Source organism: Mycobacterium asiaticum (genome assembly GCF_001673365.1).
GTDB classification, from domain to species: domain Bacteria; phylum Actinomycetota; class Actinomycetes; order Mycobacteriales; family Mycobacteriaceae; genus Mycobacterium; species Mycobacterium asiaticum_A.
Window position 1 is genome coordinate 37,124 of the sequence record NZ_LZLS01000219.1, and the last position, 8,621, is coordinate 45,744.

At 66.6% G+C, this 8,621-nt stretch carries 7 protein-coding genes, 1 tRNA gene and 1 other RNA gene; 4 read left to right on the top strand and 5 right to left on the bottom strand.

The window, feature by feature from the left end; all coding sequences use genetic code 11:
* Position 1: 1 nt before the first annotated feature.
* The 3 genes from A5634_RS25945 to A5634_RS25955 form a co-directional block, all read right to left on the bottom strand.
* The gene (locus A5634_RS25945; RefSeq protein WP_065146901.1) at positions 2-1,387 is read right to left on the bottom strand and encodes a CHAT domain-containing protein; all 1,386 of its coding nucleotides are present in this window, start codon (positions 1,385-1,387) and stop codon (positions 2-4) included.
* Positions 1,384-3,090, bottom strand: coding sequence for a hypothetical protein (locus A5634_RS25950; RefSeq protein WP_065146894.1), 1,707 nt, complete (start codon positions 3,088-3,090; stop codon positions 1,384-1,386). Before A5634_RS25950 ends, A5634_RS25945 begins: the two co-directional genes overlap by 4 nt.
* A gap of 74 nt (positions 3,091-3,164) precedes the next feature.
* Positions 3,165-3,617, bottom strand: coding sequence for a lipoprotein LpqH (locus A5634_RS25955; protein ID WP_172831795.1), 453 nt, complete (start codon positions 3,615-3,617; stop codon positions 3,165-3,167).
* 146 nt (positions 3,618-3,763) lie between these two features.
* Between A5634_RS25955 and A5634_RS25960 the strand changes: the two genes are divergently transcribed.
* Positions 3,764-4,504 carry an enoyl-CoA hydratase/isomerase family protein gene (locus A5634_RS25960; protein WP_065146895.1) on the top strand — a complete coding sequence of 247 codons (741 nt, stop codon included), beginning with the start codon at positions 3,764-3,766 and terminating at the stop codon, positions 4,502-4,504.
* A gap of 3 nt (positions 4,505-4,507) precedes the next feature.
* On the opposite strand, the gene A5634_RS25965 is transcribed toward A5634_RS25960, so the two are convergent.
* Complete coding sequence (locus tag A5634_RS25965) at positions 4,508-5,392, bottom strand: hypothetical protein (RefSeq protein WP_065146896.1); 885 nt, start codon at positions 5,390-5,392, stop codon at positions 4,508-4,510.
* A gap of 92 nt (positions 5,393-5,484) precedes the next feature.
* Positions 5,485-5,570, bottom strand: a tRNA-Ser gene (locus A5634_RS25970).
* 89 nt (positions 5,571-5,659) lie between these two features.
* On the opposite strand from A5634_RS25970, the gene ffs reads away from it, so the two are divergent.
* From ffs to A5634_RS25985, 3 genes are all read left to right on the top strand, one after another.
* Positions 5,660-5,756, top strand: an RNA gene (gene ffs, locus A5634_RS25975) — signal recognition particle sRNA small type.
* A gap of 46 nt (positions 5,757-5,802) precedes the next feature.
* Positions 5,803-7,068 (top strand): aminotransferase class I/II-fold pyridoxal phosphate-dependent enzyme, encoded by a 1,266-nt coding sequence (locus A5634_RS25980; RefSeq protein WP_155769741.1) that lies wholly within the window; start codon positions 5,803-5,805, stop codon positions 7,066-7,068.
* Positions 7,069-7,245: 177 nt separating this feature from the next.
* Positions 7,246-8,621: DNA polymerase III subunits gamma/tau (locus tag A5634_RS25985; RefSeq protein WP_253861914.1), on the top strand; the 1,376-nt coding region annotated here is incomplete at its 3' end.

Genomic DNA, 8,621 nt, shown 5'->3' on the forward strand with positions numbered 1-8,621 from the left:
TTCAGCGGGCACCGTCGACAGCGAAGGTGACCATCGCACCCCAATACAGTGGGCTGGCGGTGACGGTTCCGTCCCGCCAGCTTCGCAATTGTGCGCGCTGCCAACGATTTACCGCGTACGCGGCCTCGGTGTCCCGGTGCCCTTCGTCGACAGCGATTACGACATCGGCCATCGGGTCCGGAAAACCCTCGCCCCTATTGGAGAACTGCCGGTACGCCGCGGTGGTGGGCAGCGACCACAGCGTGGCGGTTACCAACTGCGCACCGCCCAAGATCATCGCCGCCACCAGGCCGGCGGCCTCGTCGAACCGATAGTCGCCGCCGGACGCGCACGCCAACAGTGCCACCCGCGGTGGCATCGGCAGCCGCAACGACATCAGATCCGACGCTGTCAGCGGGCGGTGATTACCGATGTCCCCCCCAGCCTCCCCGGCCTCGCCGGCCGCCGCCGCGGTGCAGGCCAGGTGCAATGCGGCCCGGGCCGCGTCTCCGCCGCCCTCGCCGTCGGCTGAGCTGGCATGTCCGACGTATAGCAGCCGACTTGGACTCTGCGCCAACATATCCGCGAGCCAGAAGCGGTCGGTGTCCTGACGGCGGAACAGTTCGACGGAACTCTCAACATGGGGCAGCACCGGTCGGTGCCGCATCAACTCGGCGAAATGTTCCGCCAACGGTGTGTGGGCCGACGGTCTGCCCAGTACCGATCCGAGTGGCGAGTCCGGACGCTGTCCCGGCACGCGCGGATCCAGGATCAGTACCGGGGCGCCGTCCCGCCGCGCCTCCCATCCGGCTGGTGTGCGCGGCGCGTGAACGATGTTCTGCGGCACCGCCAACAGGACGTCGACCAATTCCATTAACCGGTATCCATCGGTGTGTTCTTTGACATCGGTTAGCTGCCAAGGGATCCGGGCTGCGACCCGCCCGCTGGAAGTGATCGCGTCCTGGCGGGCCCGAACCAATTCCTCTTTGCTCGGACCCGATTTAGGCAGTGCCAGCAGGCCCCAGGGGACCCGCGCCAACCGGGCGCTGGGGGAGATGAACAGTGCTGGGCGTCGTTCCGACGACTGGGCCACGCACTCGGCCAGCAATTGCCAGCCAGCGGCGCCGATCAGCAGGACCCCGAGAATGTAGGCAACTGTGAGTTCGGTGTCGGGGGAGGCGAACGGGCCGCGGGTCAGTGCGCGCTCGATGGCGTCCCGCCGGCTCTCGTCGCCGTGTGGTTCGGGCAGGGCCTCGGTCAATTCCTCGAGCGCTGCCAACAGAATTGGGTCTTCCACGACCCAGTTGACGGTCTGCGACGGGCGGCCGACTATGCGCAGGCTGGCATAGGTGGCGATCCCGAGATCGGCGTAACGCAGCACCAGGGTCAGTCGGCCCGGATCTCTCATGGCCAGGTCGACCACGCTGGCTCGGCGGCGGTGACGTCGCGCCCGTAGCGTGCCAGGGCCAGTGCGCGATAGTGACTCATGATCGGCGCGGCGCCGGGTTCCATCCGCAGCGGCGGTAGCGGACCGAGCCGGGTCAGCGAACGTCCGCTCCTTGACGGCAGACCCGACGCGACCATCGCCGGGTCCAGTTCGTCCCCGGCATCGAGGAATGCCGCGGCGGCCGCGGCGGACTCCCATTCGCCGACCCGCCGCTGCTGGCTTTCGGTTTCGAAAGTGCCACGGGCACTGTGGTACTCAACCAGCTCGCTGAGCAGTTCGGTGTTCTCCCACTCCCAGGCGACCGCGAAGGCACTAGCCAGGATCGGCGCCGAAACCCGTGCCGCCCAACGTGATCGAGCATCTGCATCGGCGATGGAGTAACGGACGGAGTCGACCGCAAGTGCCGCCGGCACCTTGAGTTCGGCGGCCTGTTCCAGTTTGGTCATCGCGCGCCGGTACTCCGGGGTACCTACCTCGCCACGGAGGATGCCTAGCGATTCAGCGTGTCGCGCCTCGGTCTCCTGTAATGACTCGTCGGGGTCGCCCGAGCCGTCAAAGCCCATGTCGGACAGCGCATCCGCACGCCAGACCGTCCCAAGATGATTGTCTAGCAGGGCGTACTGCAGCCAACTGCTCCGCGGGGTGGAGTCGAGCAACTCGCGGGCCTGTGCGATCATCTCGACCGCTTCGGCGAAGCGTCCCCAGAAGATCGCTATCCAACTGCGTTGCAACAGAATGCGGTGCAAATGCAGTGGTTTGCCCAATTCTCGCCAATGTCTCTCGGCCTGCTCCCAGCACTGGTCGGCGGCATCCAGGGCACCGCTTGCCAGCCGGGTCAGGCCCGAGTACAGCCAGCAGCGGGATACCTCGTGGGCTCGCGCGTACCGTGCGATCACCGGATAAGCCTCAGACACCAGTTGTTCGGTCATGTCGTGGTCGCCGGTCGTCCAGGCGGCGGCTGCCCGCTCCAACTGCGTTCGGGCGTAACCTAATTCCCAGCCGTGGGCCTGCGCCCGCGCTCCCGCACGACGCAGCCAAGGCTCGGCTTCGGCGAGTCGCCCCGTCTCGATGCAGAACCTTCCGTAGCCGGTGGCCGACAACACCCACAGATGATCCGCGGCTTCGGTGCCGCTCGCGGCGCTCTCCAAAGCCGCCAACACCTGATCCCACAGTGGCACCGAGCGGACATGTAGGTCGTCGTCGCACAGTGCGATCGCACACAGCACCTTGGCATGCGTGAGCAGGTCGTCCTGATCACCGTCGGTGAGTGCGGCCAGGGCGGATTCGGCGCCCTCATGGTCACCTTGGGCTGCCGCCAAACCGACGTCCAGAAATTGCGCCCTACGCGAATAGCGCTGGACCATGCGCGCGATCTCGGCGTGAGAGATGTGCACCTGCGCGGCGGCTTCGGGCATGGTGCCCGCCAGGATGCCCCGATAGATCGTCAACGGCTCCCGGATACGCCGAATGCATTCTCGCACTCCGTCATTCGCGCCGCGCGCCAGGTAGATCGCGCCGAGCTGGGCGAATACTTCCAGCAACTGATCGTCACGATCGGCCGCCTCGATCCGGGGCATCAGCGACACCAACAGGTCTCGGGCCGCGGCCTCGTCGGCGGCGAACGCCAAGCGTTGCGCGCGTTGGAGATCCTCGGCGATCGTCACGACCGCATCATAGGACCGACCGACGCGAAACGGCGGGCCTGCAACGCAAGCCCGCCGTCCCGAAGCCCTCCACATCAGCCGCACGACACCTTGATGTTGAAGTCCTTGGTGATCATTCCGGCCATCGGGTTCTTCAGGTCGGCACCCTGGGCCTGCCCGGTGATCGTGTAGGTCTTGCCGTCCACCGACACCTTCGCCGAGCCGACCTTGGCGCCCATGTTGTCCGCGACCGACAAGGCGTTGCCGTCCACGACCAGAGCCAGCGAGTCGACGGTGGGCGGGTTCGCGTCCGTCATCACCACCGCAAGCGCCTGCTGCCCGCCGGCGGACCCGCTGCCGATGTTGATCTTGCCGCCCTGCCTGACGCAGGTCACCGAGGAGGGGTTCAGGCCTGGCAGGTCAGAACCGCCGACCTGGACCTGTGCACCGGTCCCGCCGCCGTTGGAGACGCTCGCCGGCCCGTTTGCCGTCGGGCTGGCGGTGTGGCCGCCGCTGGAGCAGCCCACCAGCGCCGACGCACAGCCGATGGTCCCGATCGCAACCGCGATAACACGCTTCACTGGAGTTCCTTCCGTCATGCGCCGCCCCTGTTGGCGTCGTCATGAGAGAAGTACAAATGGCCGCAACGGCTACCGATCCCAATTTCCGGCGATCTCTGGTGTAGGAGTGGACTGTGATCGAGATTGAAGCGGTAGGTGCGGTCCGGGTATTGACCTTGTCATCGGGGCGGGTGAACGCACTTGACGTCGAGTTTCTCGGTGAGTTGACCGATGCCTTCCGGCAGCAGGCGCGTAGCGGCGGCGACGCGCTGGTGGTCACCGGAGCCGGCCGGGTCTTTTCTGCCGGCGTCGACCTCAACCGCGTGGTCGACGGCGGCGCGGCCTACACCGATCGGCTGGTTCAAGCATTATCCGACGCGTTCGAAGCGGTGTTCAGCTATCCCGGGCCGACGGTGGCCGCCATCAACGGCGCCGCCATCGCCGGCGGCTGTGTGTTGGCTTGCGCCTGCGATTGGCGGCTGGCCAGCCCGGACGCGCAAATCGGTGCGGCTGAAGTGCGGGTCGGTGTCGCATTCCCGGTCGCCGCACTCGAAGTCATGCGATACGCCTGTGGTGCGCGCGCCGAGGAGGTGCTGCTCGGTGGCCGCAATTACCGGGGAGACGATGCGGTCGCCAGGGGATTGGCCCACCGCGTAGTCGAGGTGGACCTGATGGAAGCGGCGATGGCCGAAGCGTCAGATCTCAGCGGCATCCCCGCGCAGGCATATCGCCACACGAAGTCCCAGCTGCGAGCTGCGGCACTGGAAAGAATCCGCGCCGGCGCCGACACCGATCGTGAGGTCCGTCAGATCTGGGGTGCAGATCAGACTCAGCAGGCGATCGCCGACTACGTGGAAAGGTTGCGGCGCCGCTGAGCGCTACTCCTCGACCGCTACTCCACCACGGGTTCGGCGGCGACGGTGTGAGGTCTTCCCGGTGGGCCGACGGTTGCGTAGCCGCGGCGCTGCCGCTGCTTCGACGGTTTTCTCGGTGCCGCTGGGGACGGGTGCTTCGACGGTCTCCGCAGAAGCTTCTGCTTCGTCTTGGTCTTGCTCAGCCGCCGTGGGGACGGGAGCCTCGACGGTTTCGGCGGTTTCGGTGTCCGCCGCTTCCTGCTCTTTCGGGCTCGCGTCCTTGTCCAGGGTGATCTTTGCGGGCGCTTCCTCGGTTTCGGCCGGTTCAGCGTCGTCAGCGGCCTCAGCGTCGTCGGTGTCGTCAGCGTCCAGGTCGTCTTCGTCTTCGTCGTCAGCGCCAGTCGCAACAGCCTTGCCGCGCCTCTTGCCCAGTCGGCTGCGAGGTTCCTTGACCTTCTTGGGCTTGATCGGTTTCGGCGGCGGGGGCGGTAGCTCGGCGATGAACGACAGGTAGAAACCAAAGAAGCCGAGGACGAAGATCGCGGCGGCGGCCCCGTAGATCGCGAACAGGTACTGGCCGGCCGAGTCCAGCGACAGCCAGATTTCGCTGATCGCCGTGCCGATGATCAGCACCCCGGCCAGCACATGAGCAACGATCGACCAGGTTCTGAGCGAGAGCGCCAGCTGTGGCGCGCCGAGTTCGGGCCTGCGCGTCCGCAGCAGCGTGAACACCACCGGCAAAGCTGCCAGACCGATCAACGCGCCGGTCACAATCCGAAGTGTGGTCCCCAGCGGACGGGAAAGATCGCCTACCAGCTCATGCCAGCGTGGCAGTACGCAAAAGTAGTAGAGGACGCCGGCGCCGATCGAAAACGATGCGTGCCACAAGATGGCGACCTTGCGCCCCATATAACTCCCTCAAGTCCCTCAAGCTCGTGACTCAGGTCCGTCCAATCGCGGCCAGACCAAGATCGTCCCTGGTCGCAAGGCGGACCGTGCAGCGGAGGATGCGGGATTTGAACCCGCGAGGGCTGTTAACCCAACCCGCGTTCCAGGCGAGCGCCATAGGCCACTAGGCGAATCCTCCGTGGGCCATGGTAGCCGCTAGACCCTTGGGGTGGCCCCAGTACCTGCCACTGCCTTGGCTGAGTGTCGCGAGCCAGGTACTACACTCTCCGATGGACCCCGCGCGGCGTCTATCCTGTGAACTCCCCCAGGGCCGGAAGGCAGCAAGGGTCAATGGGCTCTGTCGGGTGCGCGGGGTCCCCTCTATGAATGCAGGGTTTCCCTCCAATTCCCGACGGCGAAAGGGCCGCATGGTGCCGTTCGATTCCCTTAGCCCTGAAGAGCTATCGGCGCTGCACGAGCGGCATCGACAGGACTACGCCGACCTGCAGGCCAAGAAGCTGAACCTGGATCTCACCCGCGGAAAGCCTTCTCCCGAACAGCTTGACCTTTCCAACAAGCTGTTGGCGCTGCCCGGTGACGTCTTCAAGGACCCGGAAGGCACCGATACCCGCAACTACGGCGGCCTGCACGGCCTGCCCGGACTGCGGGCGATATTTGCCGAGTTACTGGGTTTGCCGGTGCAGAACCTGATCGCGGGCAACAACGCGAGCCTGGAGTTCATGCACGACGTCGTCGTCTTCTCGATGCTGCACGGTGGCGTGGACTCGCCGCGGCCGTGGTCCCAAGAGCCGGTCGTCAAGTTCCTTTGTCCGGTGCCCGGCTACGACCGGCACTTCGCGATCACGGAAACCCTGGGCATCGAGATGATCCCGATTCCGATGCTCGAGGACGGTCCAGACGTCGGTCTGATCGAGGAACTGGTCGCGGCCGATCCCGCGATCAAGGGAATGTGGACTGTGCCGGTGTTCGGCAACCCCACCGGCATCACCTACTCCTGGGAAAACGTCCGTCGTCTGGTGCAGATGCAGACCGCTGCGCCAGACTTCCGGTTGTTCTGGGACAACGCCTATGCGGTCCACACGCTGACGCATGACTTCATCCGCCAGGTCGACGTGCTCGGGCTGGCCACCAAAGCCGGCAACCCCAACCGGCCGTATATCTTCGCGTCCACTTCCAAGATCACCTTCGCCGGTGCGGGGGTGAGCTTCTTCGGCGGCTCATTGGGCAACATCGCGTGGTATCTGCAATACGCCGCAAAGAAGTCGATCGGCCCGGACAAGGTGAACCAGCTGCGCCACCTGCGATTCTTCGGAGATGCCGACGGAGTGCGTCTGCACATGCTTCGGCACCAGCAGATCCTGGCGCCGAAGTTCGCGCTGGCCGCCGAAATCCTGGAGCAGCGGCTGGGTGAATCGAAGATTGCTTCCTGGACCGACCCGAAGGGCGGCTACTTCATCAGTCTCGACGTCTGGCCTGGTACGGCACGACGGACCGTCGCGCTGGCCAAGGATGCCGGTATAGCGGTCACAGAGGCGGGCGCTTCCTTCCCTTACCGCAAGGATCCCGACGACAAGAACATCCGGATCGCGCCGTCGTTCCCGTCGCTGCCGGATCTGCGCGACGCGGTCGACGGGCTGTCGACATGCGCGCTGCTGGCCGCGACGGAGACTCTCTAGCGTCGACTCTGCGCCTACGGCGCAAAAGTGCGAGTGCCGCGCGCCCTGGACGCAGAATGAACGCCGAGACGATGAACGCCGGGGCGCGCATCGTCACCGGGCGTGGGCTGGATTGCCCGCCTCCTCAGCGCGCCCTCCGGGCGCGCATCGTCACCGGGCCTGAGTAGCCTGCTCACCGTGGCCCTCTACCGCAAGTATCGACCGGCAACCTTCGCCGAAGTGGTGGGGCAGGAGCACGTCACCGAACCGTTGTCCATCGCGCTACAAGCGGGCCGGATCAACCACGCCTACCTGTTCTCCGGGCCGCGCGGCTGTGGCAAGACGTCATCGGCTCGCATCCTGGCGCGGTCGCTGAACTGCGAGCAAGGCCCGACGCCCACTCCGTGCGGTGTCTGCGATTCCTGCCAAGGACTGGCGCCGAACGCGCCCGGCAGCATCGACGTGGTCGAGCTCGACGCGGCCAGTCACGGCGGGGTCGACGACACCCGAGAGTTGCGCGACCGCGCGTTTTACGCCCCGGCCCAGTCGCGCTACCGCGTATTCATCGTCGACGAAGCGCACATGGTGACCACGGCCGGATTCAACGCGCTGCTCAAGATCGTCGAGGAGCCGCCCGAACACCTGATCTTCATCTTCGCCACCACCGAACCGGAAAAAGTGCTGCCGACGATCCGGTCGCGCACCCACCACTACCCGTTCCGGTTGCTGCCGCCGCGGACCATGCGGGCGCTGATCGCCAGGATCTGCGAGCAGGAGGGCGTCGTTGTCGACGAGGCGGTGTATCCGCTGGTGATCCGCGCAGGCGGGGGTTCGCCTCGCGACACCCTGTCGGTGCTGGACCAGCTGGTAGCAGGTTCCGATGGGGGCCGGGTCAACTATCAGCGCGCACTGGGGCTGCTGGGCGCCACCGACGTCGCGTTGATCGACGACGCGGTCGACGCGCTCGCCGCCGGGGACGCCGCGGCATTGTTCGGCGCGGTCGAATCGGTGATCGACGCCGGCCACGACCCGCGCCGATTCGCCACCGATCTGCTGGAACGGTTTCGGGACCTCATCGTCATGCAAGCCGTTCCCGACGCGGTCTCGCGTGGCGTGGTCGACGCGCCGGAGGACGTACTGGAACGCATGCGCGAACAGGCGGCGCGAATCGGCCCGGCAACCCTGACCCGGTATGCGGAGGTGGTCCAGGCCGGGTTGGGCGAGATGCGTGGCGCGACCGCCCCGCGTCTGCTGCTGGAAGTGGTGTGCGCCCGCCTGCTGCTCCCTTCGGCGAGCGACGCCGAATCAGCACTGCTGCAGCGAGTCGAACGCATCGAGACCAGGCTGGCCATGTCGATACCGGCCTCGGACGCGGCGGCATTCAGTTCGCCCGGGGCTGAGGAGGCGGCGGGCGCTGGCGTCGCAACCGGTTCCGGCTTGGGTTCGGGGGCCGGAGCGGGCTCGGGCTTCGGCTCCGGCGGCACCGCCACGGGCCGCTGGCTCGAGCGCCGCACGGGCGCCGGGCGTGCCGGTGCGGGCTCGGGGGCCGCAGCTGGGGCTGGGGCCCCCGAGCC

Bases quoted from the DNA above. Each gene is read 5' to 3' on its own strand.
- A5634_RS25965 (WP_065146896.1), bottom strand. From the start codon at position 5,392: ATGGGGCGCAAGGTCGCCATCTTGTGGCACGCATCGTTTTCGATCGGC.
- A5634_RS25945 (WP_065146901.1), bottom strand. From the start codon at position 1,387: ATGAGAGATCCGGGCCGACTGACCCTGGTGCTGCGTTACGCCGATCTC.